This is a genomic window from Chitinivorax tropicus (assembly GCF_014202905.1).
In the GTDB taxonomy this organism is placed as follows: domain Bacteria; phylum Pseudomonadota; class Gammaproteobacteria; order Burkholderiales; family SCOH01; genus Chitinivorax; species Chitinivorax tropicus.
Window position 1 is genome coordinate 77,790 of sequence record NZ_JACHHY010000019.1, and the last position, 16,028, is coordinate 93,817.

Below are 16,028 nucleotides of genomic sequence, written 5' to 3' on the forward strand. Positions count from 1 at the left end.
ATATTCCTGCAAATACAGTTCGATGATGTAGGGGTGGCGGTGCGGAGGGGCTAGCGGCGCCATCGCCAATGCTGGATCAAACGGTCAGGCAGAAAAATCATGATCAGAGCGTATTGGGTGTGAAATTCAATGAGAGCCCATATTCAACAATAAATCGGCAGCCTCGACAAGCCCTGCCACCACGTGATCAGCTCCCAGCGCCTCGACCGGGCCGGCATGGCGGTAGCCATAAGGCACGGCGATGCTGAGACAGCCAGCCTGTTTCGCTGCCAGGATGTCGTTGATGGAGTCACCGATCATGGCCATGTGTGCTGGCTGCACCTTGAAAAACTCACAGGCATGCAGCAGCGGCATAGGGTGGGGCTTCTTCTCGGCCAGGCTGTCGCCGGACAGGATCAGCTCGAAAAATGGCGCCAGCCCGGTCGAGGCCAGCAAGGGCTCAGTAAAGCGCTTGGGCTTGTTGGTGATACAGGCCAGCCGCAAACCTGCCGCCTGCATCTGTTGCAGGCCCGCTTCGACATCTGGGTAGGCGCGGGTGGCGTCATGCAGTAACTGGTCGTAACATCGCTTGAAGCCCTCCAGCCCCTGCTCGAACAAACCGGGCGTGGGCTCACCATCACGTTGATCAGTCAATGTCCGCTTGACCAGGCTGGCCATGCCATCCCCGACATAGGTCTTCACTCGCTCCAGCGGCAAGGGGGGCAGGCCCAGCTGTTGCCGCATGGCGTTGGCTGCGCCGGCCAGGTCGGTGAGGGTGTCGAGCAAGGTGCCATCGAGATCGAGTGCGACGACTTGAATGCGTGGTAGTGTCATAGGGCCTTCCGATAGAATTCCGTCTGATCGGTGATGGCGAAATCAAACCGCTGATACAAGCCCAACGCTCGCTTGTTGATGGCTGCCACCACCAGACAGATCTCATCGAGCGGCTGCTGTTGCAGCTCACTCAACGCCTTGCTCATCAATACTTCCCCGAGATGATGGCCTTGAAAGTCAGGGTCACGGCCTATTGAGGCCACTTCGCCAACCCGCTTGCCATCCTGCTCGTAGACCTTGACATTGACAAAGCCTGCCAGCCGATCCTGATCGGCCAGCACCCAGCTTGGGTGTTTGCGTTGGTATTCTGCTGTCGATTCCAGGGGCGGAATGACCACGCCGGGCACCACGAATGTCCGCTGCAGCATGCGATGGTACGCCACGATGTCTTCCTCCCGACAGCGGCGCCAGATCAGCGGCGAAGGTGGTGCGAACACCGCTGCTGGCAAAGCGGCTGGCCGGCTCATGCCATACATGGTGTATTGCCATTCAAAACCGACCTCGTTCAGCACGGTTTCAGCCCCGGCCAACCAGGGCTCGACACCGATCTCCACCGCCTGGCTGCCCTGTCGGTGGGCTTGCTCGGCCAACGCCCGTAGCACGCGCACGATATCCTCAGCAGTCAGGGCGTGGCCGTTCCATGCCAGCAGATCGGCTATGGAGGTTCCAAAGCCCGTGGGCACCACGGTGAACACTGCAGACAGACGTCCTTGCAGATGCACCTCGATGGCGTCCTGATTCGATTGCGCCACATCCGTCAGCACCCGCCAGGCCGTGGCGACATCAAACCCACTGGCCGGATAGGTCTCGATGAATTGTCTGAGATGGCTGGCATCACGCTGCTGGGGATGCCGGATTTCAAGCGGATCACTCATGCGAAGTCCCGTATGTCGAGTGTATCGCCAAACCCAAACCGATCCCCATGCAAGACCTGCAGCAGCTGGTGCGCAACCACCCCGGCTGCCGCCAGCGCCCCCGCCGCCTGATATTGCTTGAACTGCTCGACCAGCGGGAACTGCGCCACGCTGGCCGCTCGAATCGCGCCTTGCATGTCGGTATCGATCACACCCGGTGCAATCGATACGATCCGGGTACCGGTTGCCAGCTCGGCCTGCTCGACACCGACACAGCGGGTGTAATGATCCAGCCCGGCCTTGGCTGTGCAATAGGCGCTCCAGCCTTGATAGGGCTTGCGCGCCGCGCCGGACGATATGTTCATCACCCGTTTATCGATGGCCAGATGCCCAGCATGGCGCAGCAGCGCATTGGTCAGCTGCATCGGGGCCAGCAGATTGACCGCCATGGCCGTCTGCAGCCCGGCATCATCATAATGGCCGGCCTTGGCGATGGGTGCCAACATGCCCGCATTGTTGATCAGATACAGCCCGTGCCAATGCATCGCCGCCAGGGTGCCGAACAGCTCATCAGCCAACTGGCTCACCGCTGAAGTGTCCGCCAGATCTTGCGCGATGAAGCGATAGCTGGCGGCTCGCCCGGCCAAAGCCTGCAACCCAGCCGATTCATGGCGGGCCAGGCACACCAGATGATGGCCCTCATCGGCCAGCTGCTGGGCCAACGCCAAGCCCAACCCGCGTGATGCACCAGTGATCACATAGCAATACACCGTGCTTACTCCTTCACCTTGGCAAGTTCGGCGCGCATGGCATCAATGGTCGCTTTGTAGTCGGGCGTGTTATAGATGGCTGACCCAGCGACGAAGGTATCGGCACCAGCGGCTGCAATCTCAGCGATGTTATCGATCTTGACCCCGCCATCGATTTCCAGCCAGATCTCACGCCCCGTGCGCGCAGTGTATTCATCGATGCGGCGGCGGGCTTCACGTAATTTGTCGAGCGTGCCTGGAATAAATTTCTGCCCACCAAACCCTGGGTTGACTGACATCAACAATACCATGTCGAGTTTGTCCATCACGTAATCCATGTAATGCAGCGGGGTCGCGGGGTTGAATACCAACCCGGCCTTGCAGCCCGCCTCTTTGATCACGCCCAGGGTGCGGTCAATGTGCTCGGAAGCCTCGGGGTGGAAGGTGATGATATCCGCCCCGGCCTTGGCAAACATGGCTGCCAACGTATCCACCGGCTTGACCATCAGATGCACATCAATAGGGGCCTGCGTGATGGGCCGAATGGCCTCGCACACCATCGGGCCGATGGTCAGATTGGGGACATAGTGATTGTCCATCACATCGAAATGGATGATGTCAGCACCAGCATCGATGACCGCCCGGACTTCTTCGCCCAGCTTGGCAAAATTGGCAGACAGGATGGAGGGAGCGATACGGAAGTTGCGCATGGAAGGGGCGTCCACAAGTCACAGAAAGGCGGTATTTTAACCCATTCCCCCGCCCCAACCGGATGAAGATGCAGGACTGGATAGCGGATGGCCACAGACCAAGCAGCTGGACGTGGGCCAAGGCCATTGCCCAGGATGCAGTCGATCTCGTCCGAGGCCCGCACCCTCTTGCTCTTGGCGCCATTTTGTTGTGCAATGGGCTATTATGAGTGAACCCATCAAATATCAAATCGAAGTCACTGCCGAATCGACCTATCTGGAGGAGCAATCCGACGAGGCCGCCGAGCAGTATGTATTCGCCTACCGAGTCCGTATGACCAACACCGGCGAGGTGCCCGCCAAATTGATCAGCCGTTACTGGCACATCACCGATGCCACCGGCGCGGTGCAGGAGGTTCGTGGCCTGGGCGTGATCGGGGAGCAGCCCGTCATCAAACCCGGGCAACAGTTTGAATACACCAGTGGTGTATCGCTGAACACGCCTGTCGGCACCATGCGAGGCAGCTACCAGATGGTCGCGGAGGACGGGATTCCGTTTGAGGCGGATGTTCCGCAATTTGTGCTGTCCATTCCCCGCACTCTGCACTGAGCCCCGCGCTCCATTCCAATCGTTGAGCTGGGGCAGGTACAGGCCGGGAAACCGTGTCAACCCACCGTAGATGCAAGGAGGCCCCATGCTATCAGCTCAACCCCAACTCAGCCCCTGGCCAGAGGCTGAGCATTACAAATTGCTGACCGACTACCAGATTGACACATCGGCGGGGCCGGTCACCATCCCCCGCCACTTCCATTATGACGGCGCATCGGTGCCCGCGTTGGCGTGGCAGATCACCTATGATCCATTCCACCCCGACGTGATGGCCCCCGCCCTGGTGCACGACTGGCTGTACTACACCCATCACATCGGCACCCAAGTCATCTCGCGGGAGCAGGCCGATGATATTCTGGACGACCTGTTCCGGCGTAACGGCGTCGGGTCTACCAAGCGTCGGATCATGACCATGGCCGTGAAGGCGGCAGGGGGTGCGGTGTGGGCCAACGACCCAGAGGATAAGTCCGTGCTCCGCGAGATCTATGCTGCGTTGATTGCAGAAGGACTCAGCGACGCACAGATCCTGCAACGCTACGGGCTGAACCAAGCCATGACCCATTGATCAGGCACCGGGCAAGGCACAAGTGCCCTGCCCTGTTTTCCATCATTTCCCTTTGGGCTTTTTCGGCAACGTCCACCAGACGATGAAAATCGCCAAGCCTAGAGCAATACCCGCCTCCAGCAACAACCAGATCATGACTTTCTCCTGCTTCTGCCCTGTTGCACCCATGCCCACAGGGCTCGAACCCTGATGGATTGAATACGGCCAACGCCAACGCCAACGCCAACGCCAACGCCAACGCCGGCATATGATACGGCAAGCCAGCTGTCACCGCAGTCGCGTGCAGCCATGATCCACGGCAGGCTATGAAATCGCTTCAACTGCGCCTAATCTATAAGGCCATTGCCCTTTCCAGCCGAAAGCCCCGAATCCATGCAAAGCACCCATACTGCCGCGACCACCAACACCCGCTCCAATGACTGGCAGACACTGCAGACCTTGCTGCCCTACCTCTGGCAATATAAATATCGGGTCATCATCGCGCTGTCCTGCCTGATCCTGGCCAAGGTAGCCACGGTCAGCGTTCCGTTGTTGCTGAAAGCCGTGGTGGACCATCTGGATACCAAGCAAGCCCTGATTACCCTACCGATCGTGCTGATTGTCGGCTATGGCATGCTAAGGCTTGCATCCAGCGCCTTTGGCGAGCTGCGTGACGCGGTATTCGCCAAGGTGACGCAAGGTGCAATCCGTGCCATTGCGCTGAAGGTGTTCCAACACCTGCATCGGCTGAGCCTACGCTTTCACTTATCCCGCCAAACCGGCGGCATGAGCCGGGATATCGAGCGTGGCACGCGTGGCATCTCGTTTTTGTTGAATTTCACCTTGTTCAACATCTTACCGACGCTGATCGAGATCGCCTTTGTCACGGCCATTCTATTGGCCAAATACGATATCTGGTTCACGATCACCACCTTGGGCACCATTGTCACCTACATCAGCTTTACGCTCTTTATCACGGAATGGCGCATGGTGTTTCGCCGTACCATGAACGACATGGACTCAAAAGCCAACACCAAGGCCATCGACAGCCTGCTCAATTATGAGACGGTCAAGTATTTCGGAAACGAGCAATGGGAGGCTGGCCGCTATGACGAGGCATTGTCACGCTGGGAAAGCGCCGCGATCCGCAACCAAGTCTCGCTAGCCGCCCTCAATGCAGGCCAAAGCGCCATCATCGCGGTCGGCGTGACCATCCTGATGGCGCTGGCTGCTCATGGCGTGGTGCAGGGCAGCATGACCCTGGGTGACCTGGTATTGGTGAATGCCTTCCTGATCCAGCTGTATTCGCCACTGCATTTCCTGGGCTTTGTCTATCGAGAGATCAAGCACTCGCTGGCCGACATGGAAAAAATGTTCGCACTGATGAATGAACAGACTGAGGTAGAAGACCGCCCCACCGCAAAGGGCTTGCAGACACAGGCTGCCGCCATCCGATTCGAGCAGGTCGATTTCAGCTATGAGCCAAATCGGCAGATTCTGCACGCGGTCAGCTTTGAGATTCCCGCCGGCAAGACAGTGGCGGTCGTCGGCAGCTCTGGCGCCGGCAAATCGACCCTGTCACGCCTCCTGTTCCGTTTTTATGATGTCAACGCAGGGTGCGTCACCATCAATGGCCAGGATTTACGCGATTTCACCCAAGCCAGCTTGCGCAACCATATCGGCATCGTGCCGCAGGATACGGTGTTGTTCAACGACACCATCTATTACAACATCGCCTATGGCCGGCCCGATGCCAGCCGTGACGACATCATCGAGGCGGCCCGTTCTGCGCATATCCACGATTTCATCAGCACTCTACCAGATGGCTATGACACGATGGTGGGCGAGCGTGGCCTGAAGTTGTCTGGGGGTGAAAAACAACGGGTCGCCATCGCCCGCACGGTGCTCAAGAACCCACCCATCCTTATTTTCGATGAAGCCACCTCGGCCCTGGACTCCCGCACCGAAAAAGCCATCCAGGCCGAGCTGAAAGCCATCGCCAAGAACCGAACCACCCTGGTCATCGCACATCGCCTGTCCACCATCGCGGAAGCAGACCAGATCATCGTCATGGACCATGGCCGCATCATCGAACGAGGCACACACCGCGAGCTGCTGGCAAAAAATGGCCATTACGCACAAATGTGGGCCCTGCAACAACAAGAGGAAAGTGAAGAGGTGTAGCGCTGGCTGATGCAGATCCACTGCCCTTGCTGAAACGGGGTGATCAGCGGCACCCAAATGCCCTCCAGCACTCGCATCTTGCTCTCCTTTCATGGCCGCGCGGCTGATGGTGGCATGGCTATGAAATGACCATTCTATCAATCATCTACACCGACGAATCGCCGCGACATTGATCATGGACGAACCATTGATACAGCCAAGCCCGGCAGCCGGTCAAAGCAGCTTGACCACAGTGCGCGCACTACCTGTTTTCATGGCACGCGCTGACCTGCTTTTGGGTTCGAGCGGACGTGAGATGGGGTACAATGCCTGCTCCCCAACGACTTGCACGGCTTGCGACACGTCCAGCCGCCTATCGCATGTATCAACAAGAGATTCTGAAACAATTGAACGAAGCAGCGGAGCTGTTGGCCCGCTTCCTGGCCGACCCGGTGCAGATCAAGGCAATCGATGATGCCGCCCAGCTGCTGGTCAGCCAGTTCCAATCCCGCCACAAGGTCATATCCTGCGGCAATGGTGGCTCGCATTGCGACGCCATGCATTTTGCAGAGGAGCTGTCTGGCCGCTACCGCAATGATCGGCCTGCCCTGGCAGCACTGGCCATCTCCGACCCGGCACATTTGACGTGCGTCGGTAACGACTATGGTTTTGATCAGGTCTTCTCGCGCTATATCGAGGCCGTCGGCCAGCCAGGCGATGTGCTGCTCGCGATCTCGACCAGTGGCCATTCCAAGAATGTGCTGCTGGCCATCGAAGCTGCCCGCCAGCGTGAGATGAAGGTGATCGTGCTATCCGGCAAGGATGGCGGCAAAATGAAGGGCTTGGCTGACGTGGAAATCATCGTTCCCCATTTTGGCTACGCCGACCGTATTCAGGAGATCCACATCAAGGTGATCCACCTGCTGATCGGCCTGGTCGAACAAGGTATGGGTTACTGAGCGGCCCCTGAAGACAAACAGGCCACTCTACGTGGCCTGTCGTCTGCAGATGGCATTGCCGATCAGAACATGAAATAACCCATCAGACCGATGTGCGAGCCGTCCTGTTTCGGTGCATTCTGCACTGTGACAGATTGGTTATAACGGCTGACCGATTTCGCCTCATACTGCTCATGCACGTAGCGCAAACCAGCCCAGAGGCGTTCCACGCCATAGCCAACTTCCAGCACCAGGCCAGTGGTATCGTTGTAATCCACGTCCAGATTCCGCCCATCCAGCTCCATCTTCACCTTGGGTGACAGCACACGGCGCACACCACCGCCAATACGCCAGTTGGAATCGATATGGTAATAGCCCAGCAGCTCCAGCGGCATACGGCTGAATGTGGCATCGCCGTTGCTGGCGGCGACATTATTGACGTGATAGTTGATTGTCGTCATCAAGGAATAAGGCGCGCCAACCGGGCGGATCACCAAGCCACCCCCCAATTGAAGCAAGCCCCCCCCTTTGAGATCGCTACGCTTACCATCTGTGTATTCCAGATAGCCCAACGTGTCCCCACCATAGGTCAGCCCAGTATTCACCACACCAAATACTGAACGCCCGGCATTCGTTTCATCTGCCCACACGGACACAGAAACCAATGCTGCTGCAACGGATACAACCAATACTGCTTTTTTCATTTTTTGACATCCCTGTTCATACTGACCCGGCAAGACAACCGGGGGGACGCATATTAATACGAAGTAAGTAAATTATGAATTGCGAAACATCAAGAAATGGGATGAGGTGACAAGTAGGAAAGGCTGCCTGGCAGATCAGCTGGGCGAAACAATGAACGTTTGGACACGCCGGGCAAATGCCCGGCGTACCTCACGTCGGCCGATCACACCATCCCACGCCCCGGCCTGGCGCCCCCACAAGGAGATGGCATGAAACTTGCGATCAGCGACGCTCGCCGATCTTGATGATCTTCATGGTGTTGGTATGCCCGACCTGACCGACGATATCGCCCACCGTCATCACTACCAGATCACCAGGCATCACCAGCCCTTGCCGCAATAGCTCCAGCTCGGCTTCCTGAATCAACTCATCACTATGCTTGGCGTGATAAGGCATATGAGTCGGGAACACATCTCGGAACAATGCCATACGGCGATATGCGGTCAGCTCCGGCGTCAACGCATAGATTGGCGCACCGCAGTTCAAGCGGGACATCCACAACGCAGTCGAGCCTGTCTGCGTCAATGCGGCAATCGCTTTGACCTTCAGATGGCTGGCCGTGAACAGTGTTGCCATGGCAATGGATTGATCGACCCGGGTGAATTCACGCTGCAGGAAATCACGATCCAGCACGTAATCAGAAGACTTTTCGGCTTCCAAGCAGACCCGCGCCATCGCCTCGACAGTCTCGACCGGATATTTGCCTGCTGCGGTCTCAGCTGACAGCATCACTGCATCCGTTCCATCCAGAACAGCATTGGCGACATCGGATACCTCCGCACGGGTGGGAACCGGGCTGGTGATCATGGACTCCATCATCTGAGTCGCTGTGATCGTCAGCTTGTTCTTGTCACGCGCCAGCCGGATCATGCGCTTTTGCAAGGCTGGGACAGCGGCATCCCCGACTTCCACCGCCAGATCACCCCGCGCCACCATGATGCCATCAGAGGCTTCGATGACCTCTTCCAGATTGACAATCGCCTCGGCACGCTCCACCTTGGCCAACAGCAAGCCTTTGCCGCCTGCCGCTTTCAACAAGGTGCGGGCCATATACATATCGGCTCCGCTCTTGGGGAAGGACACTGCAACGTAGTCCGCCTCCAGCTGCGCAGCCACCTTAATGTCTTCCATATCCTTGGCTGTCAAGGCTGGGGCGGACAACCCACCCCCTTGCCGATTGATGCCTTTGTTGTTGGACAACACGCCGCCCACCCGAACCACGGTGTGGATCTCCGGGCCATTGACGCTCAGCACTTCCAACACCAGTCGGCCATCATCCAGCAACAGCATGTTGCCAGGGCCAACATCACTGGGTAACTCTTTGTAGTCCAGGCCGACACGCTCCTGCGTGCCCAATTCACAATTGGCATCCAGTGTGAATCGATCCCCGTTATTGAGGGTGATCTTGGATTTTTCGAATTTGCCAACCCGGATCTTCGGGCCTTGCAGATCGACCATGATGGCAACAGGCACACCCAATTTGGCAGCGACGTCACGGACGACTGCCGCACGGTTGATGTGGTCTTGTGCTGCACCATGCGAGAAATTCAAACGAACGACATTCACACCCGCTGCGATCAATCGCTCCAAAATGGCCTGATCATTGGATGCTGGGCCAAGGGTGGCGACGATTTTTGTGCTACGTTGCATGAACTGAGCTCCTTTCGCTCTTGGTGGCGTAGTTTTATTTCTGATTATCCTGCCAGGCACTCATTATATTTGTAAGTTTGCTACATCATATCAGTATAAACCCCATGGGATGGCAAACAGCCAGGCCCAGATCAATACTCCTCATAGCGTTTTTCGATGCGGGCGTAGGTGCCATCCTGCCTGATGGTAGCCAGACCTCGATTGAATGCATCCCGTAAGGCTTGGTTTTTGAAGCCGACTTTGTAGTGCGTGGGTGGAAAGATGTCGTGGAAGGTCACCGCTTGTGAGGTATCCACCTGATCAGCGATATCGCGGCTGAAATAGTTGAAAATACGCTTATCTCCTACGACCACATCCACGCGCCCCAGATACAACAACAGATTACGGGTGCGCTGTTGCGCCTGCTCAGTGTAGCCAGGGGACTTGAGGATGGCGGCATGAAAGCGATCGCCAAGGATCTGTGAGGCGCGCTGGAAGGCCGTCACGGAATAGCGGGACAGGTCGTCTTGCGACCGGATATCCAATTTGTTGCTGGTCAGTGATATCGCATAGTTTTGATAACTCAGGTAGCTATCTGAGTAATAGGCGCTGACGCCGCTTTGCTCCAAGGTCGTGACAATCGCGTCGATCTGCCCGGCGGACAACTGAGCGTGCAGGCGGCTCTGGGGTGCAAAGTGCATTTTGATCTCGATCCCCGCTGCCTTGAAAGCGGCGCTGATGATCTCCACCTCCAGGCCGGTTTGTGCCTGCTCGAATACATAGGGTGGTTTGTTGAGGCCAAACCCGACCAACGGCGGTGCGGCCCATGCCGCTGTCACGCCCACCGACAGCCACCACAATAGAATTCGTATCATTCCATGTCCGATCCATCGAACCATTCACCATTGAACAGCTTCGGAAAGCCCACCGGCACCATCGACCGCCACACCCATCACTGGTGCAGACACCCGCGTCACCCGCCCTCTTTCAGTGTGGATTAAACCCTGCGGACGATCAATACTACCTGGCGTGCGGCGTCACATCTTCGGTAATTCGACCATGGAGATACCCGCCTGCTCCACCGTGGTGGATGGGTTTGCGCCATCAGACGCAGTGGTACGGACATGAGCCACAATGGCCTTACCACCCCGCACGATCACTGCGGTCGGGCGACCCAGGCTCTCCGCCATGGTCTGCACCTTGCCGGTTTCACCCACCCAGTCGATACGGGCCAGCCCGCCATCCGCCTCCACCACCAGCAGGCGGCGCTTCGTCCACAGCCTCAGGCCATCGGCCTGGATCAATGTGCGGCTCAGCTTGACCTCCACCGGCACGCCAGCCGAGCCATCCCATCGCACCGGCACGCGAAACAGGCGACCGGGGCCGGATACCATCACCATGATGGCACCCATGCCATCCACAGTGATGCCATTGGCTCCCCGGCCATCGGTGATCATCCCGACACCCGATCCATCAGTAGTGAAGCGATCGTCCTTCAACCAGACACTGATCCGATCCTCCCCTTTTCGCAGGCGTAGCAGCATGGATTGCGCGGAGTCGGTCAGATAGACGGTGCCATCCCGCCCAATGGTCAAATCATTGCATACCGAGCCGGCAGGGAGGTCATAGCTGCCGCGAACCCGTCCCTCTGGCAATTCCACGGCCTTCAGGGCGGAGGCAAGCGGCTTTTCCAGCGTACCAGTCAGAGTACACACCCAGAGCAGCTGAGCCCGGTCATCCACCCCGACCCCCAAGCTACCGTTGGCCCCCAAGGCGCTGGCGGTGACAAACAACTCACTCTTGCCGGCACCCGGTGCCACTCGGAAGAGATGACCTTGTGCCGCACTCGCAACATACAGACTGCCGTCACGCCCTGCGGCCAGGCCTGCTGGCCGCACCCCCGCTGGCAACGCCACCTCATCACCAGCCCACGCAGTCAATGTGGCCAGCAAGGCAAAACAGAAGGTGAATAATCTTTTCATGGGTGCTCCGTGAATAGGGGTCCTTGCTGAACGCGACAGGCGGCTCGCCCACTGCGATCAGCCTGCATCGTTCCTTTCCGACCGGCGTGGGGCAGGCCGGCACACCTGATTGCCCATATCATCAACTGCCGCTGGGCGTGGTGTTATAGGCTTTCAAGAACAACGGCAGGCCGTCTTGCATGTCCGCCTGGACCTCGTGCAGCACACGGATATCATCAACCCTGCACTCCTGAAACAACGCTACCGCGTTATCGTGTATCAATTCAACTGAATCCAAGGGATGCAAGGGCCAGACATAACCCTCCCAACGTTCCGAGTTTTCCTTGGCTGACAAGGTGATGCGCAGCTCGTTGCCTTCATGGGCCGCAATCACCGCCACCGGCGTTTCACCCGCCTGCCGGAACTGGCGGATCATGGCGCTGGCAAACAGCTGCAAGCCAGCCTCCAGACGCGCAAATCGGCCACTGTGCGCCGCTTGCAGCAGGGGCTGCGGCCCCCGTGGAATGGCCAACAGGGACAGACCATCCTGCTTGAGTTGATCACTGATCAACTGGGCCAGTGGCATGCCCCACTTGGTTGCATCTGCAGTCATTCTGACTGGCATAGGCTCATCAGCATGGTGCATGATAGTGCCGATCATGAACCGCAGCTGCACCGCCTCTTTCGAGGCCACGAAGGGTGCCTCATCCCATGCCACCGGCAAACCCCTGGCAGCATCCTGTAGATGGGTCAGCCAACGCCATTGTTGGGCAGGTTGCCAGCTCTGCAGTGTACCCAGATCCACCATTTTGGATGCGAGACTCAGCTCGCCGGTATCAGCCAGGACCTGATGTGATTGCAATAGTTCGATGATCGGCGCCATGTCCTTCAACACCGGCACCACCTGCTGCTGGCCTTTGCTCGCCGCCGCAACCAGCAATACTGGAATAGCGAAAGGCACCACACGCTGCCTGCTTTCGATCGGCTGCTCCAAAACCTCGCGCAGCTCACTCCATAAGTATTTATAGGCCTCCTGGCTGGGGGCATCCCGTAAAGCGGCCTGGAGTTGCATATCATCATCACTGGCCAGCACCTCACGGAGTTCGGCTTGCAACGCCTGGACGGCTGCACTCCGCTCCGCGCCATCAGTGGCGGTCAGCACCCGCATCACCTGACGGATGAAAGGATTACTGGGGTCAACACGGGGAAATCGTCGGGGATCAGGCAAATACATGGCACTTCCTGTCTTACGTCAGCCACATGGGCCGAAGGTCTGTCAAAACGTTACATTGCAACGCAGTAGATCGGGGCGCTGCACGGCACTCACTGGACTGGGCGGCGCGTGACAACTGACCACCTTGTGCATTCGAAAAACCAATGATTATACCGACGGGGCGGCCATCCGTCGAAGCCAGCCGTACAGGCCTGCCATGGCATGGTGCAGAGCAACAATTTTTTGACAGGCAGATTAAAATATTAGATAATTCTAATCATCAAGCACAGCTTTAGTTCTTGATAGTTTCTCCTCTATTTCTCCTTTGTAGATTGCAGCGCGAAGCATCCAACTTCGCGCTTTTTTTTGCTCATTTCGACACACTGCTGGGCATTCCCCCACTGCTGCGCTAAAGTGATGCGCTTTGCCACATACCTCATACGACCATGAGCCCTGTCTTCTTCATCAACCAAGACACGATGAGTCAGCTGAGCACTCAGGCTGCCAATGCCCCTCGTCAGCGCTTGAACCAGAACTTTCACCAACACAGTGATGACGCCTGTCACCGACTGATGATTGCCATTGAGCCGGGCTCCTACATTCCGCCCCATTGCCACCAAAGCCCAAACAAAGAGGAATCGATCATCATTCTGCGTGGGCGGGTCGGCGTGCTGATCTTCGATACAGCGGGACAGGTCACTCAACATGTGGTCTTACAGGCAGGCGGGGATACCGTCGCAGTCAACCTGCCACCCGGCACCTTCCACAGCTTGGTTTCGCTGGAAGCGGGCTCGTTGTTCTTTGAAGCAAAGGGCGGCCCTTACACCCCCCCTGCCGAGGCAGAACGCGCCAGCTGGGCGCCACTGGAGAACACGCCTGAAGCACCAGCCTATCTTGCCTACATGCGGTCTTTCTTCAGCTGAGCAAACGGCACAGCCGTCTTGCGATTCGCCTGCACTGGTTTGATTTCAGCCCCCTACTGGGTGATGCCTTACCGTCATACCAGGTGCCAGTGGCAAAAGGGGCTGACCACTGGCTTGATTCTGAAATGGCGATCAAGCCACGTCCGCACATCGGGCCACAAGGCCAGCCTGATCAGCCCTGGCGAATCATCCAAGCCCCACTGAAGACCGCCATTGCCGCCGCCGCGCGCCAGATACTCAATCGCTCTTTGAGCCAAACAGCACCAAACAAGGCTGCAAACAGCACAGATGACTCGCGCAAGGCAGCCACCAAGGCAATGGGCGCCTGGGTCATGGCCCACAATGCAATCCCATAGGCACCCACGGAACACCCACCACCGATCAGCATGCGCCGATACCCCTGGCGCAGCTGCCCCAGCAGTGTAGCGCGCCGCAACCAGACCCCGATCGCCAGCAAGGGCAATGCATTGAAAGCAAACAGCCATGCCGTATAACTCGCAGCATGCCCGGCCTGACGCGCCCCCAGGCCATCAAACAAGGTGTAGCACACTATGACTACTGCATTCGCCAAACCAAACCAGACGGCCCGCCGATCAGCCCCGTGCCGCCATTGCCCGACAGCCAACAACGCAATGCCACCACACAGCAAGCTGATGCCGAGCAAACCCGTTGTCGAGACATGCTCGCCCAACAACAGCACCGCGACCAGGCTGGTCAGCAACGGAGCGCCCCCTCTCATCAGCGGGTAGACCACGCTCAGATCACCATACCGATAGGCGTGGATGATCAAGTAGAAATACAGAACATGGATGGCGATGGAACCCACCAGATACGGCCAGGCAGCCGGTAGTGGTGGTGGCAACAACCATAGCCCTGGCAGGGCCAGCAACATGGCCCCTACCGCCACCAGCAAGGTGTCGAGCAGCTTATCTTGCCCACCTTTGATCAGGGTATTCCAAGCCGCATGCAGCATGGCACCAAACAGCACCCACAGCGACAGGCTCAGCGACATCAGCGCAGCACTTGCTGAATGGATGCCGCCAACCTTGCCGCCGCTGGCGGGCAAAAACGGAAGAACAGCTCGGGCTCCAACAGTTCCAGCTCCATGATGCGCAATTTGCCATGGTGCTGAACCACATCCACCCGCGCATAATTTGGCATGGCCGGGCAGGCGGCCACTGCGCGTTCCGCGAATTCGATTTCGGCAGGGCTTGGAAAATAAGGGTGAACCACCCCGCCATGATCATCCTGCACCCTGAAATCACCCGCCTTGGGCGTTTTGCGGATGGCATGAGTAACCTTGCCATCGAACACCATCAATGACACCTCGCCCTGTTCGAGCACAGAAGCCATGAAGGGCTGGATCATCATCGCTTCGTTTTTCAGGCACTCATCCAGTATCGACTGATACGCTATGGCATTGGTGGTATTGACACGGTATGTCAACCGCGCCGCGCCAGATACAGCCGGTTTGATCACGGCTTCTTGCCACATGAAACCACGCAAGGCGTCGAGCAGGTTGATGGACTCCCCTTTTTCGACAAACTTGGTCGGCACGATATCCACATCCTGCTCAGCCAGATCCCGCAGATAATGTTTATCCATGTTCCAGGTGATCAGGTCGAAGCGATTGACCAGTAGCGTCTGATTCGCGACGGTATTCAGCCAGGGCTCGAATTCCGCGAAGCGGTCGAAGTAGTCCCATGTGCTGCGGAACACCGCTGCCCGCACTTGTGTCCAATCATAGCCAGGCTCGTCCCACGGCACCCGTGCCACAGTCAGGCCCAGCTCGCGCAGGTAGTGGGCCACCCAGGCTTCCTCCAGAAAAATCTGGCAGTTATAGGGATTGTCGGAAATCGGTGAGGTGAACCGGCTGTCGGTCAAAATGGCTACATCAAGTTTAGGCATGGTCATCCAGCGCAGGTGAATCAGGTCGAAACCACCCATCTTAGAAGCTGTTGACCAAAATGGCGAGCGGCAGTTGGCGTGGGCAAAATCAACACCTTCGGCTCCGATGCCCGACAAACCATTACACTGCGCGCGCCTATCACTGACAAGGCAAAGCTTGCATGCAAGGCATCCGCCGACACATATCAAACTTGCCCAGAGTGCACCCAGAGCGGCTGATACCCAGTCGCATCACCGGTCGATACCAGCAGCATGCAGCACGTCTTTCCACATATAAACATAACAAATCA

Annotated in this window: 16 protein-coding genes; 5 read left to right on the forward strand and 11 right to left on the reverse strand. The window is 57.6% G+C overall.

The window, feature by feature from the left end; genetic code table 11:
- Positions 1 to 126: 126 nt before the first annotated feature.
- From HNQ59_RS14725 to rpe, 4 genes are read right to left on the reverse strand one after another with little or no spacing between them, the layout of a single operon-like run.
- Positions 127 to 813 carry a phosphoglycolate phosphatase gene (locus HNQ59_RS14725; RefSeq protein ID WP_184041030.1) on the reverse strand — a complete coding sequence of 229 codons (687 nt, stop codon included), beginning with the start codon at positions 811 to 813 and terminating at the stop codon, positions 127 to 129.
- A complete protein-coding gene (locus tag HNQ59_RS14730) occupies positions 810 to 1,688 on the reverse strand; it encodes a GNAT family N-acetyltransferase (protein WP_184041032.1) in 879 nt (292 codons plus the stop codon). Before HNQ59_RS14730 ends, HNQ59_RS14725 begins: the two co-directional genes overlap by 4 nt.
- On the reverse strand, positions 1,685 to 2,437 hold the full coding sequence (locus HNQ59_RS14735; RefSeq protein WP_184041034.1) for an SDR family NAD(P)-dependent oxidoreductase: 753 nt from the start codon (positions 2,435 to 2,437) through the stop codon (positions 1,685 to 1,687). Before HNQ59_RS14735 ends, HNQ59_RS14730 begins: the two co-directional genes overlap by 4 nt.
- Before the next feature lie 5 nt (positions 2,438 to 2,442).
- Positions 2,443 to 3,126, reverse strand: a complete 684-nt coding sequence (gene rpe, locus HNQ59_RS14740) for a ribulose-phosphate 3-epimerase (protein WP_184041037.1) — start codon at positions 3,124 to 3,126, stop codon at positions 2,443 to 2,445.
- Positions 3,127 to 3,331: 205 nt separating this feature from the next.
- Here rpe and apaG point away from each other — a divergent pair, with 205 nt between their 5' ends.
- The 4 genes from apaG (at position 3,332) to lpcA (ending at position 7,381) form a co-directional block, all read left to right on the forward strand.
- Entirely contained in the window at positions 3,332 to 3,715 is a 384-nt protein-coding gene (gene apaG, locus HNQ59_RS14745) for a Co2+/Mg2+ efflux protein ApaG (protein WP_184041040.1), read from the forward strand.
- Between the two features lie 85 nt (positions 3,716 to 3,800).
- Positions 3,801 to 4,280 (forward strand): DUF1353 domain-containing protein, encoded by a 480-nt coding sequence (locus HNQ59_RS14750; RefSeq protein ID WP_184041043.1) that lies wholly within the window; start codon positions 3,801 to 3,803, stop codon positions 4,278 to 4,280.
- Positions 4,281 to 4,652: 372 nt separating this feature from the next.
- The gene (locus HNQ59_RS14755) at positions 4,653 to 6,443 is read left to right on the forward strand and encodes an ABCB family ABC transporter ATP-binding protein/permease (protein WP_184041046.1); all 1,791 of its coding nucleotides are present in this window, start codon (positions 4,653 to 4,655) and stop codon (positions 6,441 to 6,443) included.
- 359 nt (positions 6,444 to 6,802) lie between these two features.
- A complete protein-coding gene (lpcA, locus tag HNQ59_RS14760; RefSeq protein ID WP_184041108.1) occupies positions 6,803 to 7,381 on the forward strand; it encodes a D-sedoheptulose 7-phosphate isomerase in 579 nt (192 codons plus the stop codon).
- 62 nt (positions 7,382 to 7,443) lie between these two features.
- Here the strand turns inward: lpcA and HNQ59_RS14765 are convergent, their stop codons facing one another.
- The 5 genes from HNQ59_RS14765 to HNQ59_RS14785 all read right to left on the reverse strand — a co-directional run bounded on the left by HNQ59_RS14765 (position 7,444) and on the right by HNQ59_RS14785 (position 12,928).
- Positions 7,444 to 8,064 carry a hypothetical protein gene (locus HNQ59_RS14765; RefSeq protein WP_184041049.1) on the reverse strand — a complete coding sequence of 207 codons (621 nt, stop codon included), beginning with the start codon at positions 8,062 to 8,064 and terminating at the stop codon, positions 7,444 to 7,446.
- Between the two features lie 262 nt (positions 8,065 to 8,326).
- Entirely contained in the window at positions 8,327 to 9,754 is a 1,428-nt protein-coding gene (gene pyk / locus HNQ59_RS14770; protein ID WP_184041052.1) for a pyruvate kinase, read from the reverse strand.
- Between the two features lie 131 nt (positions 9,755 to 9,885).
- Positions 9,886 to 10,608, reverse strand: coding sequence for a substrate-binding periplasmic protein (locus HNQ59_RS14775; RefSeq protein WP_184041055.1), 723 nt, complete (start codon positions 10,606 to 10,608; stop codon positions 9,886 to 9,888).
- Positions 10,609 to 10,770: 162 nt separating this feature from the next.
- On the reverse strand, positions 10,771 to 11,715 hold the full coding sequence (locus HNQ59_RS14780; protein WP_184041058.1) for an SMP-30/gluconolactonase/LRE family protein: 945 nt from the start codon (positions 11,713 to 11,715) through the stop codon (positions 10,771 to 10,773).
- Between the two features lie 121 nt (positions 11,716 to 11,836).
- On the reverse strand, positions 11,837 to 12,928 hold the full coding sequence (locus HNQ59_RS14785; protein ID WP_184041061.1) for a hypothetical protein: 1,092 nt from the start codon (positions 12,926 to 12,928) through the stop codon (positions 11,837 to 11,839).
- Between the two features lie 425 nt (positions 12,929 to 13,353).
- Here HNQ59_RS14785 and HNQ59_RS14790 point away from each other — a divergent pair, with 425 nt between their 5' ends.
- Positions 13,354 to 13,830: a WbuC family cupin fold metalloprotein gene (locus tag HNQ59_RS14790; protein ID WP_184041064.1), complete on the forward strand. Its 477-nt coding sequence runs from the start codon at positions 13,354 to 13,356 to the stop codon at positions 13,828 to 13,830.
- A gap of 172 nt (positions 13,831 to 14,002) precedes the next feature.
- Here the strand turns inward: HNQ59_RS14790 and HNQ59_RS14795 are convergent, their stop codons facing one another.
- Together HNQ59_RS14795 and HNQ59_RS14800 are read right to left on the reverse strand one after the other, a co-directional pair.
- Positions 14,003 to 14,842, reverse strand: coding sequence for a DMT family transporter (locus HNQ59_RS14795; RefSeq protein WP_184041068.1), 840 nt, complete (start codon positions 14,840 to 14,842; stop codon positions 14,003 to 14,005).
- Positions 14,842 to 15,738, reverse strand: a complete 897-nt coding sequence (locus HNQ59_RS14800) for an ATP-grasp domain-containing protein (protein WP_343074288.1) — start codon at positions 15,736 to 15,738, stop codon at positions 14,842 to 14,844. Before HNQ59_RS14800 ends, HNQ59_RS14795 begins: the two co-directional genes overlap by 1 nt.
- Positions 15,739 to 16,028: the final 290 nt, after the last annotated feature.